This is a genomic window from Pseudomonas sp. 9_2_1 (genome assembly GCF_059295275.1).
On the sequence record NZ_CM181239.1, the window covers coordinates 4,156,714 to 4,176,397 of the forward strand.

Below are 19,684 nucleotides of genomic sequence, written 5' to 3' on the forward strand. Positions count from 1 at the left end.
GGGAGCATGGTTTAGCACGCTGCTGCAGCAATGTCGAAGCTGGCCGCGATGAGCGCAGATCAGGCAACTACTGACACCAACCCCCATCCCGGCACCGCCAGCACCAACCCCACCGCCAACCGCGGCCAGTACGGCAGTAGCATCACCAGCACCACCCCCACCAAAGACAGCACTGCAAACCAGGCCACCGGCCCCATGGCCCAGCCCCAAGCCTGGGCACAGAGCACCAGGCTGGCCAGCAGCGCCAGCCATCCCGCGCCTCGCAAGCCAATACGCAAGGCACGTGGGCAGGGCCGGTTCCATACCTGCTTGTAATGCCGCTCAAGCCCTTGGCAAAGCCCGAGCATGCCAGCGTACGCGAACACCACGCCGCCTGTGATCCACAGCATCATGCTTCAGCCTCCATCTGCCGACCCGCCGTTGCCTTCAACGCCTCCGGCTGAGTCTGGCTTATCCGCCAGGCCACCAGCCCAAGCAATACCCCCAGCACCAGCGCACACGCCACTACGCCCAGGCGCATCGCATCTTCAAGCCCGCCAAACACACCTAGGCCAATGCACAGCAATGCCGTCAGCAGCAGCTGCTCGACCCACGCCTGGCATGCCGGCCTGATGCCGGCATGCAGCAGGCCCAGCAGCCATGCGCCGAAGAATACCCGCACCTCCCAGCTTTCCCGTTGCAGCAGCTCCACGGGCAGCAGGCGGCTGGCCCATAGCAGCCCAACGCACGCCAACAACAGGCCGCTGACGAAGCCGACGTTGCACACCTCGGCCAGCCGGTACCAGCGCCGTGCCGAAGCGTCGGCACTGGCATTGGCATACTTGCGCCCGCGCTTTACGCAGAACAGCACCAGGCCGCTGGCGATCATCAGGCAGCTGACCAGCCCGCAGATGAAGTACAGCCAGCGCATCGGGTAGCCGCCAAACTGGGCAAAGTGCAGGCCGACCATGACCCGCTGGGTCAGGGGCGCCGCACGCCACTCGGGAACGTCGCTCAGCAATTGCCCGCTGATGCCATCGAAGACCATCGCCTGGCCCTTGGCCAAGGCGATGCGGTTGCCAAGCGCGGGGCGGATCTCGACACGCGCCGCTGCCGTATTAGGGTTGCGGATGTTCAGGCCGCCCAGCGGGCCCAGCCGCGCCTCGGCCTGGGCTAGCAGCGGCGCCACATCGACCAGTGCCGCCGGCTGCCTGGCCAGGCCACGGGGCTGCTCCAGGCGGGTATTGCCCTGAGCCTTGAAGTAGGCGCGGGTGTCACCGGCGAATAACGCATCCACCCCCGCAGGGATGTAGATGAGCATGAAGATCACCAGGCCGGTGTAGGTAATCATCAGATGAAACGGCAGCAACAGCACGGCGCTGGCGTTGTGGAAATCCAGCCACGAGCGCTGGCCCTTGTTCGGCCGGAAGGTGAAGAACTCCTTGAAGAACTTCTTGTGCACCACGATGCCGGTCACCAGCGCCGCGAGCATCACCAACGCCAGTGCGCCGACCACGAAGATACCCCAATTGCGCGGCAGGTCGAGGGTGAAATGGAAGCGGAAGAAGAAGTTGCCGCCGACGCTGTCGCGTACCTCCACCACCTCGCCAGTGTTCGGATCGAGCTGTACCCCGCCAGCGTGGCGTCGTTCGCCGGTGGACACGCGCAACCCCGGCGAACGCTCGCTCGGCAGGCTGATGCCCCAGTTCGCCGCCTGTGGCTCGTGGGCCTGCAGGTAGGCGATGGCACGCCCGGCAGCGTCGGCCTGCGACACCTGGCTGGCCGGTATTTCCGGCTGCATCCAGTGGTTGAGTTCCTTGTCGAACACCGCCAGGGTACCGGTGACGAAGATGGCGAACAGCAGCCAGCCGAAGATCAGACCGGACCAGGTGTGCAGCCAGGCCATCGATTGGGTGAAGGTATTCTTCATGCCAGCCACTCCAGTACCTGCGGCCAGAAGCCGATCAGGCTCAGGGGCGCCGCCAGCACCAGTGGCGCCCAGGCGCGCAGGGCATCACGGCAGGCAAACGCCCAGAGGATCGCGGCGGTGTAGAACAGGAACGCCGGCAGAGTCGCGACAATGACTGCATCGGTGGCAGCCAGCGGCAGGATGCGGGCCAGGCAAGCGCTGGCGGCATAGCTGACGGCGTAGCCGCCGAGCAGCGCGGCGCTGCTGCGGGAGAGAATCTGCAGCCAGGCGGGGGATCGAGTCATTTCGCTTCCTTGAACAATGTGTAGGCCCATTCGCGGATAAAGCCGCGAATGGTCCGCGCAGCGACCCTTGGCTCAGAAGTTGATATTCAGCGCAGCAAACACCGCCCTGCCCGGCTGGTTATAGGTGTTGGCACCCGAGCTGCTGGCGTTGCCACCGCGCAGTATCTGCTTGTCGAACACGTTGTTCACCCCCACCCGCACGTCGTAGTTGGCGTTGAACTTGTACCCGGCACTCACGTCCACCAGGCCGTAGGCCTCGACGTCCTGCTGCGCAGCCTGGTCGTAGTTTTCCTGGGTACGGTAGTTGTAGGTCGGCGACTTCTGCTTGCCGAAGTAAGTACCCGCCACCTGGAACGACAGCTGCTCGGTGGCGCGCCAGTCGAGGGTGGTGTTGACGGTGTACTGCGGAATCACCGACAGCGGCTCGCCGGTCTCGCGGTTGTCGTTGTCGAGCATCCAGGTCAGGTTGGTGTTCCAGTCCAGGGTGGGCGTCAGCTCGATGAAGAAGTTGCCTTCGATGCCCTCCACCCGCGCCTTGCCGGCGTTGTCCCATTGGGTCACGCGGCTGCCGGTACCGATGGTGTAGAGCACATCGGTATCACCGATGATCTTGTTCTTGTAGTCGTTGCGGAAGTAGGTGGCACTGGTGCGCCAGGTGCCGCGGTCGTACAGCAGGCCGATTTCCTTGTTGACGCTGATCTCGGGCTTGAGGTCGGCGTTACCCTGCAGGTAGCAGCCACCGTTGTTGGTCTGCTGCACACTGCACCCGTTGCCGCGGCTGTAAAGCAGGTAGTTGGGGTTGGACTGGTACAGGTTCGGGGTCTTGTAGGCGCGCGCGATACCGCCTTTGACCGACAGTGCTTCGGTCAACTTGTGCGACAGGTTCAGGCTGGGGCTGAAGTTGTCGCCGAACATTTCGTGATGGTCGAAACGCAGGCCTGGCGTAATGGTGGTGTCGCCGACGATGATGTTGTCTTCGGCGAACAGCGCATAGCTGCGCGCGGTCATCTTCGAGCTGCTGCGATCGAAGCCGACCAGCCCAGCGTCGCCGGCAGGGTCCGAACTCTGCGGGCGCAACGAACCCTGGTCGTTGAGGGTTTCGTACAGGTATTCCCCGCCCAGAGTCAGGACATGCTCGGTATTGCCGGTGGCGAACGGCAGGTTCACTTCGCTGCTGAGGCGGGTATTGCGCAGGCGTGACATGGCCGCGCCCTCTGCGTTCGGGGCGCCTTCGGTGCGGCCTGCCAGGCCTTCGTTGAGGCGCCAGTTGCGTACGTATTCATACGCCAGCGAGGTCTTGCTGGTACCCCAGCTGAAATCGCCCAGGTGGGTCAGGTCGTAGGTACTGCGCTGCATCACGTTGGTTTCATGGCCGTAAAGGCTGGAAACGAAGTCAACGTCGCCACCGCCGTTGCTGTTCATGGTGTCGCCGGCAAAGATGTTGCCTTGGCGGCTATAGCCAGCGCTGGCTTCGAGCCGGTGCTCGTCGTTCAGCTTCCAGCTCAGCAGCCCGTTGAGGTCCTTGTTGCGTACTCCTTCGCGACCTGCCACCAGTGCACTGGTCGCGTGCCCGGCATTGATGTCCAGGTCGTCGGCGTCGGTCTTGGCCATGCCGCCGTACAGGCGGAAACCGAGGTTATCGGTCAAGCCACCACCCAGGTTGAAGTTGGCACGGCGGCTGGCACCCTCGGCGCTGTCTTCCGGCAACTGCGTGTACAGGCTGATGCTGCCCTTGAGCTCGTCCGTGGGGCGCTTGGTGATGATGTTGACCACCCCGCCCATGGCCCCGGAGCCATAGCGCGCGGCCGCCGGGCCACGCAGGATCTCGATGCGCTCGACCGCTTCGGCTGGTACCCAGTTGGTCTCGCCACGGGTGTCGCGGTCGCCGTTCCAGCCATAGCGTACGGCGTTGCGCGCGCTGGACGGCTTGCCGTCGATGAGGATCAGGGTGTTTTCCGGGCCCATGCCGCGCAGGTCGATCTGGCGGTTGTTGCCTCGTGCGCCACTGGCGCTGTTACCGGTGAGGTTGACCCCCGGCTCGCGGCGGATGATGTCGGACAGGTCATTGGCTGGCGGGTGGCGCTTGATGTCCTCGGCGGTAATGACCGAAGAGCCCAGTGCCTGGCGCGCCTCGCGCTCAGCGGTGATAAGGGTGTCCTGGATCAACAGAGCATTGTCCGCGACCGGTACCTCCAGCACCTCACCCACGGGCCGTTCATCAGCCTCTGCTGCAGTGGCCATCATGGCCGGCGACGCCAGCGCGACAAACGCCAGGGCGAGCCTGTTGGGTGAAGTTCTGCACTGCATGGGTACATCTCCTGCGAATCATGAGCGAAAAGGCACATCCCTGTCGGAACCGGGAGCCCTTCGCCCACCGGCCCCGCAAACACAGTTTGGCGGCCAACAGGGATGGTAAATATAGGGATTCTCAAATGGGTTTAAATCTTATTTACGAAGTTTACATGTTTGTAACGGAACTTTGCTAAACGCGCGGCCTTTGGCACCACCGCGAGCTGGGTATCGAAGTCTGCAGACCACGATGGGCCGCATGGCGGCCTGTGGCCCTGGTGATTTGCATCCAGCACGTTGCCACCTACAGTTTCGAACGTGGCAACTGTTCAGAGACCCCTGATGCGCAGCAATGAAGAAAGCAGCCCGGCGAGCACCGCCAGAAGCGTGGCCAAGATCCCCCGAAGCGTCTGGGCGCTGGGTTTCGTGTCAATGTTCATGGACATCTCCTCGGAGATGATCCACGCCCTGCTCCCCCTGTACATGGTCACCGTGCTCGGCACATCAGTGCTGGCGGTGGGTGTCATCGAAGGCATTGCCGAGGCCACCGCGTCAATCACCAAGCTGTTCTCGGGCGCGCTTAGCGACCGAATGGGCAAACGCAAGCTGCTCACGGTACTGGGCTATGGCCTCGGTGCGCTTACCAAACCGGTATTTCCCCTGGCCTCCGGCCTGGAGTGGCTGACTGCGGCGCGCTTCGTCGACCGGGTCGGCAAAGGCATCCGTGGCGCGCCGCGCGATGCGCTGGTGGCCGATATCACGCCCGCCGAATTGCGCGGCGCCGCGTTCGGCCTGCGGCAGACGCTCGACACTGTGGGCGCCTTCCTCGGACCGTTACTGGCTATAGGGCTGATGTGGCTGACCGCAAGCCATTTCCAGACGGTGTTCTGGGTGGCGGTGATACCGGCATGCGTGGCGGTTTACATTCTCGTTGCCTTCGTTCGCGAACCTGAAACACCGACCATGACACGGCCGGTGCGTGCGCCGCTGGCACTGCGCGAACTGGTCCGTCTGGGGCCAGCCTACTGGCGCCTGATCAGCCTGGCCACGTTGTTTACCCTGGCCCGCTTCAGTGAGGCGTTCCTGCTGCTACGCGCCCAGGACATGGGCCTGGCACCGTTGTGGGCGCCGGCGGTCCTGGTACTGATGGCCCTGGCCTATTCACTGTCAGCCTACCCTGCCGGGGTGCTTTCCGATCGGGTCGGCCGCCGCGGTGTATTGCTGGCCGGGCTGGGGTTGCTGATGGCCGCCGACCTGTTGCTGGCCCTGCTGCCGGGCTGGGCCGGGCTGACCTTGGGGGTTGCTGCCTGGGGCCTGCACCTGGGCTTCAGCCAGGGCATCTTCGCGGCGATGATCGCCGACAGTGCACCCGCCAACCTTCGCGGTACTGCCTTCGGTGTGTTCAACCTGTTGACCGGTGTGGCGCTGCTGGCAGCCAGCGTGGTAGCCGGGTTGTTATGGGACGGTGCAGGGTTCCAGGCCACCTTTCTGGTCGGCGCAGGGTTCGCCAGCGCCACGCTGTTGGGAGTGACGCTGTTGCGCACAAAGGTACGCTAGGCCAATGCGGGTCGCTGTTCAAGCAAAGACCAGCCGCCATGCCCATCGACCTCGAGCCGATGTGTATGGAACCCTGCGAGTGTGCTGCGATGGCCAACACTGACCAGCAACGCACCCGGCATTTCCGAGCGCAGCAACGAATACAACGTGTGCTCGAGCCCTTCATCCATGGCCGAGGTGGACTCGTCGAGGAACACTACCTGAGGCCGGTTGAACAGCACCCGGGCGAACGCCAGGCGCTGCTGCTCACCCACCGAAAGGATATGTGACCAGTCGCAACTGACGTCGAGACGCTCAGCCAGGTGGGCCAGGTTGACCTGGCGCAACGCCTGCTGCATGCGCGCGGCATCCTCAGCCTTGCTGGCTGCCGGATAGGCAATCACCGTACGCAAGTCACCCAGCGGCAAGTACGGGCGCTGCGACAGGAACATCGCCTGATGACCCGTCGGCCGGTTGACCTGGCCCTCTGCGTACGGCCAGAGGCCCGCCAACGCACGCAACAGCGTGGTCTTGCCACTGCCCGACGGCCCCTTGATCAGCAACGCCTGACCGGCGTGCAGGCGTAGATTCAGGTCGGCGATAAGGGCGTGCCCATCAGGGCGCAGCACCTGCAAGCGGGCGATATCCAGGGCATGAGCCTGCTCGTGCGTGAGGACACGCGGCAAGGCGCTCGCCTGCGCGTTCGCATCAAGGAACCCGGTGAGACGGTCAAGCGTGGCGCGGTACTGGGCAAAAGCATCATACGACTCACGGAAGAACGACAACGAGTCCTGCACCTGGCCGAATGCCTGGGACGTCTGCATGACATCGCCCAGCTTGATTGCCCCGCTAAAAAAGCGTGGCGCCTGCAAAATGAACGGGAATACCACGGCGACCTGGCTGATGCCCAGGTTGAAACCGCTGAACTTCAGGTTTCGGAATACCAGCGCCCAGGCATTGATGATCAACGCGCCAAAGCGGCCCAGCAGCGTACTACGCTCAACCTGGGCCCCTTGGTAGAACGCGATGTTTTCGGCATTCTCGCGCAGGCGCATCAGCGCGTAACGGAAGTTGGCGGTGAGTTTTTCATTGAGGAAGTTCAAGCGGATCAACGGCCGGCCGAGACGGAAGGCAATCCAGGTGGCGACGATGACATACAGGTAAACGGCAAACACCATCGCTCGGGGGATTTCAATCCCGGCCACCGCCAACGGTGCCGAAAGCCCCCAAAGGATCCCGGTAAACGCCACCAGCGATACCAACGCGCTGACCGCCCCCAGGGCCAGCGTCACCGAGTTGTTGACGAAGGCGTTGACGTCCAGCTCGATGCGCTGGTCGGGGTTATCCACCGGCTCGGCGAGGAACTGGCCACGGTAGTAGGCATCGCCGTGCATCCAGTCGCGGGTAAGACGCTTGGTAAGCCAGACCCGCCAGTGAATGCTGAACGCCTGGCTTACGTAGAACGTGAACAGCGAGCGCAGCACATGGATGCTGGCCAAGACCGCGAACACCCCGAGAAGGTACCAAAACGCCGCCTGGTCAAGCGCCTGCAAGGCGCTGTAGAAGCCGTTGTACCAGAACGAGAACAGCACATTCAGGCGTACCGAGAACAGCGTCAGTATCAGCAGCAACGCAAACACCAGCAGCGGCCGCCAACTGCGCCTGAAACTGAAATAAGGCCCCGCAAGCTGCCAGAACTGGCTGCCCCAGCGCGTGCAACGTACGGCCAGGGTGGCGGCTGCAGTGAAGCAGACAAGGGTGATGAACGAGGCGATCGCCAGCCAGCTCAGGCTTTCTTGGAGGGCCTGGTGCCAGTTCATTTCCATGGTGATTATCCGTGCAGAGTGTTTTCGCGAGCGTAGCACTGTGGTGTGCTGCAGCAGGCATACATGACGGACATTTCATGATGGCTTGGTTGCGCGAATGCTGTAGGAGCGGCGTACGGCTGATGTTTGAGCGGCAGAAAGACAAAACCCCTACCTGCATGCGCAGATAGGGGTTTTGCGAAATGAATCTTGACGATGACCTACTCTCACATGGGGAGACCCCACACTACCATCGGCGATGCATCGTTTCACTACTGAGTTCGGGATGGGATCAGGTGGTTCCAATGCTCTATGGTCGTCAAGAAATTCTGTAGCCAGAATGTCCAGATGGACAGCCCAGCGAATTCGGATATGTGATAGTTGTGATGCTTTGTGAACAGTGCGAACTTTCGGTTCGTGTCATCTTCACCACCGCAATCTGCATGAGCAAATTGCTTGGGTGTTATATGGTCAAGCCTCACGGGCAATTAGTATTGGTTAGCTCAACGCCTCACAGCGCTTACACACCCAACCTATCAACGTCGTAGTCTTCGACGGCCCTTCAGGGGATTCTAGATCCCAGTGAGATCTCATCTTGAGGCAAGTTTCCCGCTTAGATGCTTTCAGCGGTTATCTCTTCCGAACATAGCTACCCGGCAATGCCACTGGCGTGACAACCGGAACACCAGAGGTTCGTCCACTCCGGTCCTCTCGTACTAGGAGCAGCCCCTCTCAAATCTCAAACGTCCACGGCAGATAGGGACCGAACTGTCTCACGACGTTCTAAACCCAGCTCGCGTACCACTTTAAATGGCGAACAGCCATACCCTTGGGACCGGCTTCAGCCCCAGGATGTGATGAGCCGACATCGAGGTGCCAAACACCGCCGTCGATATGAACTCTTGGGCGGTATCAGCCTGTTATCCCCGGAGTACCTTTTATCCGTTGAGCGATGGCCCTTCCATACAGAACCACCGGATCACTAAGACCTACTTTCGTACCTGCTCGACGTGTGTGTCTCGCAGTCAAGCGCGCTTTTGCCTTTATACTCTACGACCGATTTCCGACCGGTCTGAGCGCACCTTCGTACTCCTCCGTTACTCTTTGGGAGGAGACCGCCCCAGTCAAACTACCCACCATACACTGTCCTCGATCCGGATAACGGACCTGAGTTAGAACCTCAAAGTTGCCAGGGTGGTATTTCAAGGATGGCTCCATGAGAACTGGCGTCCCCACTTCAAAGCCTCCCACCTATCCTACACAAGCAAATTCAAAGTCCAGTGCAAAGCTATAGTAAAGGTTCACGGGGTCTTTCCGTCTAGCCGCGGATACACTGCATCTTCACAGCGATTTCAATTTCACTGAGTCTCGGGTGGAGACAGCGCCGCCATCGTTACGCCATTCGTGCAGGTCGGAACTTACCCGACAAGGAATTTCGCTACCTTAGGACCGTTATAGTTACGGCCGCCGTTTACCGGGGCTTCGATCAAGAGCTTCGCTTGCGCTAACCCCATCAATTAACCTTCCGGCACCGGGCAGGCGTCACACCCTATACGTCCACTTTCGTGTTTGCAGAGTGCTGTGTTTTTAATAAACAGTCGCAGCGGCCTGGTATCTTCGACCGGCATGGGCTTACGGAGCAAGTCCTTGACCCTCGCCGGCGCACCTTCTCCCGAAGTTACGGTGCCATTTTGCCTAGTTCCTTCACCCGAGTTCTCTCAAGCGCCTTGGTATTCTCTACCTAACCACCTGTGTCGGTTTGGGGTACGGTTCCCAGTTATCTGAAGCTTAGGAGCTTTTCTTGGAAGCATGGTATCAACCACTTCGTCGCCTAAAGGCAACTCGTCATCAGCTCTCGGCCTTGAAATCCCGGATTTGCCTAAGATTTCAGCCTACCACCTTAAACCTGGACAACCAACGCCAGGCTGGCCTAACCTTCTCCGTCCCTCCATCGCAATAACTGGAAGTACAGGAATATTAACCTGTTTTCCATCGACTACGCTTTTCAGCCTCGCCTTAGGGACCGACTAACCCTGCGTCGATTAACGTTGCGCAGGAAACCTTGGTCTTTCGGCGTGCGAGTTTTTCACTCGCATTGTCGTTACTCATGTCAGCATTCGCACTTCTGATACCTCCAGCAAGCTTCTCAACTCACCTTCACAGGCTTACAGAACGCTCCTCTACCGCATCATCATAAGATGATACCCGTAGCTTCGGTGCATGGTTTGAGCCCCGTTACATCTTCCGCGCAGGCCGACTCGACTAGTGAGCTATTACGCTTTCTTTAAAGGGTGGCTGCTTCTAAGCCAACCTCCTAGCTGTCTAAGCCTTCCCACATCGTTTCCCACTTAACCATGACTTTGGGACCTTAGCTGACGGTCTGGGTTGTTTCCCTTTTCACGACGGACGTTAGCACCCGCCGTGTGTCTCCCATGCTCGGCACTTGTAGGTATTCGGAGTTTGCATCGGTTTGGTAAGTCGGGATGACCCCCTAGCCGAAACAGTGCTCTACCCCCTACAGTGATACATGAGGCGCTACCTAAATAGCTTTCGAGGAGAACCAGCTATCTCCGAGCTTGATTAGCCTTTCACTCCGATCCACAGGTCATCCGCTAACTTTTCAACGGTAGTCGGTTCGGTCCTCCAGTCAGTGTTACCTAACCTTCAACCTGCCCATGGATAGATCGCCCGGTTTCGGGTCTATACCCAGCGACTAAACGCCCTATTAAGACTCGCTTTCGCTACGCCTCCCCTATTCGGTTAAGCTCGCCACTGAATATAAGTCGCTGACCCATTATACAAAAGGTACGCAGTCACCTAACAAAGTAGGCTCCCACTGCTTGTACGCATACGGTTTCAGGATCTATTTCACTCCCCTCTCCGGGGTTCTTTTCGCCTTTCCCTCACGGTACTGGTTCACTATCGGTCAGTCAGTAGTATTTAGCCTTGGAGGATGGTCCCCCCATATTCAGACAAAGTTTCTCGTGCTCCGTCCTACTCGATTTCATTGATAAGAGATTTTCGTGTACGGGGCTATCACCCACTATGGCCGCACTTTCCAGAGCGTTCCACTAATCTCAAACCAACTTAAGGGCTGGTCCCCGTTCGCTCGCCACTACTAAGGGAATCTCGGTTGATTTCTATTCCTCAGGGTACTTAGATGTTTCAGTTCCCCTGGTTCGCCTCTTGCACCTATGTATTCAGTACAAGATACTCAGCTTATGCTGAGTGGGTTCCCCCATTCAGAGATCTCTGGATCACAGTCTGTTTGCCGACTCCCCAAAGCTTATCGCAGGCTACCACGTCTTTCATCGCCTCTGACTGCCAAGGCATCCACCGTATGCGCTTCTTCACTTGACCATATAACCCCAAGCAATCTGGTTATACTGTGAAGACGACATTCGCCGAAAATTCGCACGTCGCTCTTTCGAGCAGAACTCACAAATTTTACCTTAGCCTGATCCACCAGCAGTGAAACTGGTGTTCAGTCTATTTCTATCACATATCCGAATTTTTAAAGAACGATCTGACAAAAGTCAGAAATCAACATTCAGTCACGAATGTTCATTTCTAAGTTCTGACAAGTGACTGTGTACAGCGAAAGTGGTGGAGCCAAGCGGGATCGAACCGCTGACCTCCTGCGTGCAAGGCAGGCGCTCTCCCAGCTGAGCTATGGCCCCGTATTCTGCGGCTAAACCATGTAATGGTAGGTCTGGGCAGATTTGAACTGCAGAAGAGCCGTCCTCACCTCTCTTTATCCAGAGGTATGGGGTGCTCACCATTCCAATCAAAATGGTAGGTCTGGGCAGATTTGAACTGCCGACCTCACCCTTATCAGGGGTGCGCTCTAACCAACTGAGCTACAGACCTAACGGTACAACTTTGGGTCTTGATCGTCTTTTACAATGAATCAAGCAATTCGTGTGGGTGCTCATCAGCAGGCTGATGTCGTCGATTAAGGAGGTGATCCAGCCGCAGGTTCCCCTACGGCTACCTTGTTACGACTTCACCCCAGTCATGAATCACACCGTGGTAACCGTCCTCCCGAAGGTTAGACTAGCTACTTCTGGTGCAACCCACTCCCATGGTGTGACGGGCGGTGTGTACAAGGCCCGGGAACGTATTCACCGCGACATTCTGATTCGCGATTACTAGCGATTCCGACTTCACGCAGTCGAGTTGCAGACTGCGATCCGGACTACGATCGGTTTTGTGAGATTAGCTCCACCTCGCGGCTTGGCAACCCTCTGTACCGACCATTGTAGCACGTGTGTAGCCCAGGCCGTAAGGGCCATGATGACTTGACGTCATCCCCACCTTCCTCCGGTTTGTCACCGGCAGTCTCCTTAGAGTGCCCACCATAACGTGCTGGTAACTAAGGACAAGGGTTGCGCTCGTTACGGGACTTAACCCAACATCTCACGACACGAGCTGACGACAGCCATGCAGCACCTGTGTCAGAGTTCCCGAAGGCACCAATCCATCTCTGGAAAGTTCTCTGCATGTCAAGGCCTGGTAAGGTTCTTCGCGTTGCTTCGAATTAAACCACATGCTCCACCGCTTGTGCGGGCCCCCGTCAATTCATTTGAGTTTTAACCTTGCGGCCGTACTCCCCAGGCGGTCAACTTAATGCGTTAGCTGCGCCACTAAAATCTCAAGGATTCCAACGGCTAGTTGACATCGTTTACGGCGTGGACTACCAGGGTATCTAATCCTGTTTGCTCCCCACGCTTTCGCACCTCAGTGTCAGTATCAGTCCAGGTGGTCGCCTTCGCCACTGGTGTTCCTTCCTATATCTACGCATTTCACCGCTACACAGGAAATTCCACCACCCTCTACCGTACTCTAGCTTGCCAGTTTTGGATGCAGTTCCCAGGTTGAGCCCGGGGCTTTCACATCCAACTTAACAAACCACCTACGCGCGCTTTACGCCCAGTAATTCCGATTAACGCTTGCACCCTCTGTATTACCGCGGCTGCTGGCACAGAGTTAGCCGGTGCTTATTCTGTCGGTAACGTCAAAACAGCAAGGTATTCGCTTACTGCCCTTCCTCCCAACTTAAAGTGCTTTACAATCCGAAGACCTTCTTCACACACGCGGCATGGCTGGATCAGGCTTTCGCCCATTGTCCAATATTCCCCACTGCTGCCTCCCGTAGGAGTCTGGACCGTGTCTCAGTTCCAGTGTGACTGATCATCCTCTCAGACCAGTTACGGATCGTCGCCTTGGTGAGCCATTACCCCACCAACTAGCTAATCCGACCTAGGCTCATCTGATAGCGCAAGGCCCGAAGGTCCCCTGCTTTCTCCCGTAGGACGTATGCGGTATTAGCGTTCCTTTCGAAACGTTGTCCCCCACTACCAGGCAGATTCCTAGGCATTACTCACCCGTCCGCCGCTGAATCCAGGAGCAAGCTCCCGTCATCCGCTCGACTTGCATGTGTTAGGCCTGCCGCCAGCGTTCAATCTGAGCCATGATCAAACTCTTCAGTTCAATACTGCTTGGGTTTTTAAGAAACCCTAAACTTGGCTCAGCAATCTCAAATGACTATGTGATTTCTCGCATGGCCACTTGTGATGCTGATAATCTTTCTGACTATCAGTCCGTACTCACAAGCACCCACACGAATTGCTTGATTCAATTTGTTAAAGAGCGTTTGGTTAAGAGCTTTTCGTCTCAACCGAGGCGCGCATTCTACGCTTTCCTCAGAGCCTGTCAAGCGTTTATTTTGAAGTTTTTTCCGAGAAACTCGTTTAGCTTCAAACACTTGGCTCGCTGCGATCTCTCGCAGCGGGAGGCGAATAATACAGCGTTTAAATCCGCTGTCAACTGCCTTTATCACCGCTGCCGATCTTTCGATCGAAGCCCTTACAGCATCTTCTGAACTACCTAACTCGTTGAATATCAAGGAGTTTGTCGTTCCGTTGTCGCTGGAAGTGGGGCGCATTATAAGGGGATTCGAAAGGGCGTCAACCTTTAATTTCAAGAAAGTGAAATATACGGGCAAAAGACCATATCAAGACCGCCAGGTGCCCGCCACGACCCCCTTGCACCACCCAACCACCTTTGCGCACTATACTGCGCACACCCCCAAGCCCGCCCAAGGATTCCCCCACCTAAATGAACACCCAGCCCCGCAGCCTGGCCGCTACCCTCTTCCCGATCGGCCTGCTGCTCATCGCCATGGCCTCGATCCAGACCGGCGCCTCCCTGGCCAAAAGCATGTTCCCCATCATCGGCGCTCAAGGCACCACCACCCTGCGCCTGATCTTCGCCAGCATCATCATGCTGTTGATCCTGCGGCCATGGCGAGTGCGCATGACTGCCAGCGCACTGCGCAATGTCATCATCTATGGCATGGCCCTGGGCGGCATGAACTTCCTCTTCTATATGGCGCTGCAAACCGTACCGATCGGTATCGCCGTTGCGCTGGAGTTCACCGGCCCGCTGGCAGTGGCGATCTTTTCCTCGCGGCGGGCGATCGACTTCGTGTGGATCGGCCTGGCCATCGCCGGCCTGCTGCTGTTGCTGCCAGCAGGCCACAGCGGCCAGGCACTCGACCCGGTGGGCGCTGCCTACGCCCTGGGCGCTGGTGTCTGCTGGGCGCTGTACATCCTGTTCGGGCAGCGTGCCGGCGCCGAACACGGCATCCAGACTGCGGCGCTAGGGGTAGTGGTCGCCGCCCTGTTCGTCGCCCCCATCGGTATTGTCCACGCCGGCGCCGCACTCCTGACGCCCGCCGTGATCCCGATGGCGATTGGAGTCGCAATACTCTCCACCGCCCTGCCCTACAGCCTGGAAATGGTTGCCCTTACGCGCATTCCGGCGCGCACCTTCGGCACCCTGATGAGTATCGAACCGGCGTTCGGTGCGCTGTCCGGGCTGCTGTTCCTCGGCGAGGTGCTGACGGTTACCCAGTGGCTGGCGATTCTGGCAATCATTACCGCCTCGGTCGGTACGACCCTGTCCATGCGCAAGGAGCCGAGCCCGGCCATCGCCGCAGACTGATATGAGAAATATTTTCATTTGAGACGGGAATAGTGATTGAAGCGACCCGTCTCGCTGATTAAGCTGTCACAGAATCATCATCTTTACGCTATCTACTGAGCCGACCACGGACGCTGGGGAACTTTCAGGAAGATTCGAAGCGATAACGACAGGGCCAGACACTGGACCGCCCTGCATTTAAGGACAGGAATGAAACGTATTTTGCTCATCCTGGCCATCTTGGCAATTGCTGGATGTGCCGCCACGGCCAAGACTGAGGTCAAACGCGGGAAGAAGGGGCTGCATATCAATTGCTCTGGCCTCTCCTCCTCATGGGACAAGTGCTACAGCAAGGCCGCGAGTTCGTGCAGCGCACGAGGCTACAGGGTCATCGCCCGCTCAGGTGACACCGACGAAGAGCAGGGTGACTACCTGTTCGGGATCAACCCGGCGGGCTACACCAGCCGCAGCATGATCGTCGTCTGCAAGTAGCAACAGGGCAGCGCTGAAGCTGCCCTTTTAATTTGCTCCTTAGAGGGGTGCGGTACGCGCCTCCAGCCAGGCCAGCGCTTCGCCATTGAGCAGGGGCGCCAGGCGCTCGCGCACCGTGGAGTGATAGTCGTTCAACCACTGCTGCTCTTCCTCGGCCAGCAACTTGGGCAGCAAGCAGCGGGTGTCGATCGGGCACAGCGTCAATGTCTCGAATTTCAGGAAGTCGCCGAAGGCACTCTTGCCCGCCTCACGGTTGACTACCAGGTTTTCGATGCGCACGCCCCACTGGCCGGGGCGATACGTGCCCGGTTCGATCGAGCTGATCATGCCCGCCTGCATCGCGGTCTGCGGCGTGGCTGCCGCCTGGTAGGCAATCACTTGCGGCCCCTCATGAACGTTCATGAAATAGCCCACCCCATGCCCCGTGCCGTGACCATAATCGACCTGGTCAGCCCACAGCGGAGCCCGGGCGATGGCATCGAGCAACGGCGACAGCACCCCGCGCGGGAAGCTGGCGCGCGACAACGCGATCATGCCCTTGAGTACGCGCGTGCAATCCTGCTTCTGTTCAAGGCTGGGCTCGCCCACCGGCACCATGCGCGTGATGTCGGTGGTACCCCCCAGGTATTGCCCACCCGAATCGATCAGCAGCAAACCATCGCCCTCGATGACCGCATGTGCGTGCTCGGTGGCACGGTAATGCGGCATCGCGCCATTGCCATTGAAAGCGGCGATGGTCGAGAAGCTCAACGAAACGAAACCTGGGCGGCGTGCACGCGCAGCGCTCAGTTGCTCGTCGATGGTCAACTCGGTGATGACTTCCCGCCCCAGGCTGGCCTCGAACCAGGCGAAGAATTCGCATAGGGCAGCGCCGTCCTGCTCCATCACCTGACGAATGTGCACCAGGTCTTCGCCACCTTTGCATGACTTGCTCAGGGTAGTGGGGTTGACCCCCTCGACCAGCTCCACCTCTGCAGGCAGGTTATCCAGCAAGCCGCAGGTGACCCGCGCCGGATCCACCAACAGCCGGCCGCTGGCCGGTACCGCACCCAGCGCCTGGCCTGCTTCGTTATAGTCGCGCACCTCGATGCCGTCGGCCGCCAGCACCTGACGCAGGTGCGCATCGAGCTTGTCCGGGCCGACAAAAAGGATGGCCTGTTGCTGATTAATCAGGGCGAATGCCAGGAACACCGGATTATAGGAGACGTCGCTGCCCCGCAAGTTGAACAGCCAGGCAATGTCATCGAGGGTAGCGATGAAGTGCCAGTCGACCGCCTTGGCGTGCATGTCCTTGCGCAGCTGCGCGAGCTTTTCCGCCCGGCTCACCGTGGCGTGTGGCGGCAAGTGCTGGTACACCGGGTTACCTGGCAGACCCGGGCGCCCTTCCCAGGCCTGCCCAAGCACGTCCTGGTCCGTCACCAGTCGCGCCCCACGGGCCTTGAGCCGTTCGCCCAACTGGCGTGCCGACGCCAGGGCCATGACCGCACCATCCACCGCGACGCTACCCTCCAACTTGACGTTTTCACCCAGCCATTCCAGCGCACCGGGTTTGCCCGGCACAAGCTTCATCAGTTCGATGCCGCTGCCGGCCAGCTCATGCTCCGCCTGCTCCCAATAGCGGCTGTCGACCCACAAGCCGGCAAAGTCAGGGGTGACCACCAGCGTGCCCACGGAGCCGTGAAACCCCGACAGCCACTGGCGCCCCTGCCAGTAACCGGGCAGGTATTCGGAAAGGTGCGGGTCAGCCGAAGGCACCAGCAAGGCATCGATGCCGCCGGCGGCCATGGTCTGGCGCACGCGCGCCAGTCGCTGCGGTACGCTTGGCTCAAGGGTGGTCTGAACGTTCATGCGCTCTCCTGCGGCTACATCACGGTTGGTCCAATGCTCCGATAATGGAACAGCCGCCCAGCCCCTGCAATCACGTCGACCAAGACAAGGCATGTATTGCCCGCCATGCCTTGTGCAATCAGACGCTTCCTACAACCGGGCGAGGACCACCGATCACGTCCTACTGAACTTCCGCAAGATGCCGGCTTCACACGCAGTACATTCACTGCACACAGGCAAATGACCATGCCCAGTGTCTGCAAGCCGAAAACTGCCGTGGTGCTGCTCGACACCCGCGCCAGCACACCCGATCACGAGCGTGCCGTACACCAGAAGCTTGCCGATGGCCTGGCGCGCCTGCTGGGTTGCCCGCACATGAAACCGGCCGACCCGCCAACCGCCGACGACGGCTACTACTACTTGCCCACCGAAACGCTGATCGACCCCCAGCGACAGGCCACCATCGGCATCTGCGACGAGCAGGACCTGTTCGGCGGCGTGGTCACCAGCCCCTATATGGCGACCAAGGCGATCTCCCACCCCCTGCCCGCCAATGCAAGCTTCCCGCCTGGCTGGACCGATGCCTTCGCCCGGCAGGCCAGCGACGCCCTGCTGCGCGGCTATACCGTGTTCAGCAAGGCCGACGCCCGTACCGCTGCTCAGCTGTTGCTGATGGACGGCCCGTTGCGGGTCAAGCCTGTGCTGGCCTGTGCCGGCCGCGGGCAGCAGGTTATCGACAGCGCGGATGCGCTGGAGCCCCTGCTGGCCAGCATGGACGACCAGCAGCTGGCATTGTGGGGACTGGTGCTTGAAGAAGACCTGAGCAAGGTCGAAACCTTCAGTGTCGGCCAGGTGCGCGTTGCCGGCCTGACCTGCAGCTATCACGGTACCCAGCAGCTGACCCACGACCATCAAGGAGCCGAGGTCTATGGCGGCTCGGACCTGGTGGTGGTACGTGGCGACTATCAGGCGCTGCTGCAACTGCCACTGGAAGACCACCTGCGCCTGGCGATCAACCAGGCCATTGCCTACGAGCAGGCTGCCGAGCAGCACTTCCCGGGCTTCATCGCCTCACGCCGCAACTACGACATTGCTCGCGGCCGCGACCCTCAAGGCCACCTGCGCAGCGGTGTACTCGAGCAGTCCTGGCGCCTGGGCGGCGCCAGCAGTGCCGAACTGCTGGCCCTGCAGGCGTTTGCCGACGACCCTGCATTGCAACGAGTGCACGCGTCCACCCATGAAGTGTTCGGCACCCCTGACCTCCCCTCTGATGCCACCCTCTTCTATCAAGGAAACGACAGTGAACTCGGACAACTCAGCAAATTTGCGCGGATTCGCGAGCATGGCCATTCAGAGTGAAACCGTTGAACTGCAAGTTGAAAACGACAGCATCGTTGGCACCCTGGTCAGCCCCGGCAGCCAGATGCCGGGCATTCTCTTCGTGCACGGCTGGGGCGGCAGCCAGCAACGCGACCTGGCCCGTGCCCGGCACATCACCGGGTTGGGTTGCGTATGCATGACCTTCGACCTGCGCGGCCATGAAAAAACCGCAAGCCAGCGGCTGACCGTCACCCGCGAGCAGAACCTGCAGGACCTGATGGTGGCGTACGACCGGCTTGCCGGCCACCCCGCGGTCGATCCGCAGGCGATCGCCATCATCGGCAGCAGCTATGGCGGCTACCTGGCGACTTTGCTGACCCGCGAGCGGTCGGTCAGATGGCTGGCCCTGCGGGTACCCGCCATGTACTGGGACGATGAATGGGATATGCCCAAGCAAACCCTCGACCGGCAACGGCTGAACGCCTACCGCCAGCGACCGCTGGGCCCGGCCGACAACCGTGCGCTGGCGGCCTGTGCCGAATTCAGCGGGGATGTGTTGCTGGTGGAGTCCGAGCAGGACGACTATGTGCCGCACAGCACGCTGATGAGCTACCGTTCGGCTTTCATCAGCGCCCATTCGCTGACCCATCGTATTGTCGACGGTGCCGACCACGCATTGTCCAGCGAGGAGAGCCAGAAGGCCTACAGTTCGATCCTGGCGGCCTGGGTCAGCGAAATGGTCATCGGCGCCCGACTGGACCGCTATCCGCACTATGCACCCTGGTACGCCTGAGGGTTGCCCACCTGGCAATGCAGGCCGCCATCTTCACCCCGTACCAGGCTGCGTACCGCCTGGTACGCGGCAAAGTTGACGCCACGCGCCTGGTGCCGGGCAAGCAGTTCAAGGAACGGCTCCTCGACAAAGCAGGCAGCCGCCGCAGCCCACGTCTGACGCGACTGCCACTGCAGGTACTGGAGTACCCGGCTGCCGTCGTCGCTGGCCTGGATGCTGACACCTTGCAGCCCTTCGCAGCGGTTAGCCAGCGCCTCGCTGCGGGCTACCAAGGCCTGGACCAGGGCGTGCTGGTATATGCTCGGCACTTGGTATTCGATCATCTGTGTGAACCACAGGGCATGAGGGCTTGCCGTCATCAACGGTCTCCTGGTCAAGGACGCATGCAGCGCGATGCACGGCAGGGTAAAACCTCAAGCAAGGTCAAGGTCAAGTGGTTTCC

General features: G+C 59.8%; 12 protein-coding genes, 2 tRNA genes and 3 rRNA genes. 5 read left to right on the forward strand and 12 right to left on the reverse strand.

The window, feature by feature from the left end; genetic code table 11:
• Positions 1-59: 59 nt before the first annotated feature.
• The 4 genes from AC5O5I_RS18800 to AC5O5I_RS18815 form a co-directional block, all read right to left on the reverse strand.
• Positions 60-392, reverse strand: a complete 333-nt coding sequence (locus AC5O5I_RS18800; protein ID WP_494511311.1) for a DUF3325 domain-containing protein — start codon at positions 390-392, stop codon at positions 60-62.
• Positions 389-1,909 (reverse strand): PepSY-associated TM helix domain-containing protein, encoded by a 1,521-nt coding sequence (locus AC5O5I_RS18805; RefSeq protein WP_494511312.1) that lies wholly within the window; start codon positions 1,907-1,909, stop codon positions 389-391. The genes AC5O5I_RS18800 and AC5O5I_RS18805 overlap by 4 nt, the downstream gene beginning before the upstream one ends.
• Positions 1,906-2,193 carry an iron transporter gene (locus tag AC5O5I_RS18810; protein WP_494511313.1) on the reverse strand — a complete coding sequence of 96 codons (288 nt, stop codon included), beginning with the start codon at positions 2,191-2,193 and terminating at the stop codon, positions 1,906-1,908. Before AC5O5I_RS18810 ends, AC5O5I_RS18805 begins: the two co-directional genes overlap by 4 nt.
• Positions 2,194-2,265: 72 nt before the next feature.
• Positions 2,266-4,500, reverse strand: a complete 2,235-nt coding sequence (locus tag AC5O5I_RS18815) for a TonB-dependent siderophore receptor (RefSeq protein ID WP_494511314.1) — start codon at positions 4,498-4,500, stop codon at positions 2,266-2,268.
• A 324-nt stretch (positions 4,501-4,824) separates the two neighbouring features.
• On the opposite strand from AC5O5I_RS18815, the gene AC5O5I_RS18820 reads away from it, so the two are divergent.
• Positions 4,825-6,039: an MFS transporter gene (locus AC5O5I_RS18820; RefSeq protein WP_494511315.1), complete on the forward strand. Its 1,215-nt coding sequence runs from the start codon at positions 4,825-4,827 to the stop codon at positions 6,037-6,039.
• Here the strand turns inward: AC5O5I_RS18820 and AC5O5I_RS18825 are convergent.
• The 6 genes from AC5O5I_RS18825 to AC5O5I_RS18850 all read right to left on the reverse strand — a co-directional run bounded on the left by AC5O5I_RS18825 (position 6,036) and on the right by AC5O5I_RS18850 (position 13,316).
• Positions 6,036-7,844 (reverse strand): ABC transporter ATP-binding protein/permease, encoded by a 1,809-nt coding sequence (locus AC5O5I_RS18825; RefSeq protein ID WP_494511316.1) that lies wholly within the window; start codon positions 7,842-7,844, stop codon positions 6,036-6,038. The genes AC5O5I_RS18820 and AC5O5I_RS18825 overlap by 4 nt on opposite strands.
• 187 nt (positions 7,845-8,031) lie before the next feature.
• Positions 8,032-8,147: ribosomal RNA gene (gene rrf, locus AC5O5I_RS18830) — 5S ribosomal RNA — on the reverse strand.
• Between the two features lie 143 nt (positions 8,148-8,290).
• A 23S ribosomal RNA gene (locus AC5O5I_RS18835) occupies positions 8,291-11,183 on the reverse strand.
• A 244-nt stretch (positions 11,184-11,427) separates the two neighbouring features.
• Positions 11,428-11,503 (reverse strand) — tRNA-Ala (locus AC5O5I_RS18840).
• 113 nt (positions 11,504-11,616) lie between these two features.
• Positions 11,617-11,693: transfer RNA gene (locus AC5O5I_RS18845), tRNA-Ile, on the reverse strand.
• An 86-nt stretch (positions 11,694-11,779) separates the two neighbouring features.
• Positions 11,780-13,316, reverse strand: a 16S ribosomal RNA gene (locus tag AC5O5I_RS18850).
• The 16S, 23S and 5S rRNA genes sit together here with 2 tRNA genes alongside, the layout of an rRNA operon.
• Before the next feature lie 627 nt (positions 13,317-13,943).
• Here AC5O5I_RS18850 and rhtA point away from each other — a divergent pair.
• Both rhtA and AC5O5I_RS18860 read left to right on the forward strand, forming a co-directional pair.
• A complete protein-coding gene (rhtA, locus tag AC5O5I_RS18855; protein WP_172228296.1) occupies positions 13,944-14,831 on the forward strand; it encodes a threonine/homoserine exporter RhtA in 888 nt (295 codons plus the stop codon).
• Positions 14,832-15,020: 189 nt separating this feature from the next.
• Positions 15,021-15,302: a hypothetical protein gene (locus tag AC5O5I_RS18860; RefSeq protein ID WP_172228298.1), complete on the forward strand. Its 282-nt coding sequence runs from the start codon at positions 15,021-15,023 to the stop codon at positions 15,300-15,302.
• 39 nt (positions 15,303-15,341) lie between these two features.
• On the opposite strand, the gene AC5O5I_RS18865 is transcribed toward AC5O5I_RS18860, so the two are convergent.
• Positions 15,342-17,150, reverse strand: coding sequence for an aminopeptidase P family protein (locus AC5O5I_RS18865; protein WP_494511317.1), 1,809 nt, complete (start codon positions 17,148-17,150; stop codon positions 15,342-15,344).
• A gap of 219 nt (positions 17,151-17,369) precedes the next feature.
• Between AC5O5I_RS18865 and AC5O5I_RS18870 the strand changes: the two genes are divergently transcribed.
• Together AC5O5I_RS18870 and AC5O5I_RS18875 are read left to right on the forward strand one after the other, a co-directional pair.
• Positions 17,370-18,488: a DUF3182 family protein gene (locus AC5O5I_RS18870; RefSeq protein WP_172287073.1), complete on the forward strand. Its 1,119-nt coding sequence runs from the start codon at positions 17,370-17,372 to the stop codon at positions 18,486-18,488.
• Positions 18,472-19,242: an alpha/beta hydrolase family protein gene (locus AC5O5I_RS18875; protein ID WP_172228304.1), complete on the forward strand. Its 771-nt coding sequence runs from the start codon at positions 18,472-18,474 to the stop codon at positions 19,240-19,242. The genes AC5O5I_RS18870 and AC5O5I_RS18875 overlap by 17 nt, the downstream gene beginning before the upstream one ends.
• Here the strand turns inward: AC5O5I_RS18875 and AC5O5I_RS18880 are convergent.
• Positions 19,221-19,601 carry an antibiotic biosynthesis monooxygenase gene (locus AC5O5I_RS18880; RefSeq protein ID WP_172228306.1) on the reverse strand — a complete coding sequence of 127 codons (381 nt, stop codon included), beginning with the start codon at positions 19,599-19,601 and terminating at the stop codon, positions 19,221-19,223. The two genes, AC5O5I_RS18875 and AC5O5I_RS18880, sit on opposite strands and share 22 nt — an antisense overlap.
• Between the last annotated feature and the right edge of the window lie 83 nt (positions 19,602-19,684).

Excerpts from the sequence above, each read along its gene's own strand:
- AC5O5I_RS18865 (WP_494511317.1), bottom strand. The coding sequence starts at position 17,150 with ATGAACGTTCAGACCACCCTTGAGCCAAGCGTACCGCAGCGACTGGCG.
- AC5O5I_RS18800 (WP_494511311.1), bottom strand. The coding sequence starts at position 392 with ATGATGCTGTGGATCACAGGCGGCGTGGTGTTCGCGTACGCTGGCATG.
- AC5O5I_RS18825 (WP_494511316.1), bottom strand. The coding sequence starts at position 7,844 with ATGGAAATGAACTGGCACCAGGCCCTCCAAGAAAGCCTGAGCTGGCTG.
- AC5O5I_RS18870 (WP_172287073.1), top strand. The coding sequence starts at position 17,370 with ATGACCATGCCCAGTGTCTGCAAGCCGAAAACTGCCGTGGTGCTGCTC.
- AC5O5I_RS18860 (WP_172228298.1), top strand. The coding sequence starts at position 15,021 with ATGAAACGTATTTTGCTCATCCTGGCCATCTTGGCAATTGCTGGATGT.
- AC5O5I_RS18820 (WP_494511315.1), top strand. The coding sequence starts at position 4,825 with ATGCGCAGCAATGAAGAAAGCAGCCCGGCGAGCACCGCCAGAAGCGTG.
- AC5O5I_RS18805 (WP_494511312.1), bottom strand. The coding sequence starts at position 1,909 with ATGAAGAATACCTTCACCCAATCGATGGCCTGGCTGCACACCTGGTCC.
- AC5O5I_RS18875 (WP_172228304.1), top strand. The coding sequence starts at position 18,472 with ATGGCCATTCAGAGTGAAACCGTTGAACTGCAAGTTGAAAACGACAGC.
- rhtA (WP_172228296.1), top strand. The coding sequence starts at position 13,944 with ATGAACACCCAGCCCCGCAGCCTGGCCGCTACCCTCTTCCCGATCGGC.
- AC5O5I_RS18810 (WP_494511313.1), bottom strand. The coding sequence starts at position 2,193 with ATGACTCGATCCCCCGCCTGGCTGCAGATTCTCTCCCGCAGCAGCGCC.
- AC5O5I_RS18815 (WP_494511314.1), bottom strand. The coding sequence starts at position 4,500 with ATGCAGTGCAGAACTTCACCCAACAGGCTCGCCCTGGCGTTTGTCGCG.
- AC5O5I_RS18880 (WP_172228306.1), bottom strand. The coding sequence starts at position 19,601 with ATGACGGCAAGCCCTCATGCCCTGTGGTTCACACAGATGATCGAATAC.